Origin of the sequence: Pseudomonas sp. W2Jun17, from assembly GCF_023127795.1 — a bacterium.
Classification (GTDB): domain Bacteria; phylum Pseudomonadota; class Gammaproteobacteria; order Pseudomonadales; family Pseudomonadaceae; genus Aquipseudomonas; species Aquipseudomonas synxantha_A.
In genome coordinates this window covers 53,411-53,616 of record NZ_SPKO01000031.1, presented here as the reverse complement: position 1 = coordinate 53,616, position 206 = coordinate 53,411, and the positions used below count along the sequence as shown (strand labels likewise).

The window sequence follows — 206 nt, the reverse complement described above, 5'->3', positions numbered from 1 at the left end:
TAGCGCCGCCGGGCAGCTTGACCAGGGCCGAGTTGGTGGCGTCCATGCTGCCGGGTACGTCGAGGGTTTTAAGCGCGGCGGTGAGGATGTGATCCTTGGGAATACCGGCGTCTTCCAGGGATTTGATCGAGCCGTCGGTGCGCTTCTTGCCGGTGTCGAGTTCGTTGAAGGTGTTGATCACCGCATAAGTGTCCTTCCAGTCCCAA

Annotated in this window: 1 pseudogene; it reads right to left on the bottom strand. The window is 60.2% G+C overall.

Features of this window, described 5'->3' with window-relative positions:
- Nucleotides 1–206: pseudogene (locus E4O98_RS19225) on the bottom strand (arabinose ABC transporter substrate-binding protein); the annotation flags it as partial.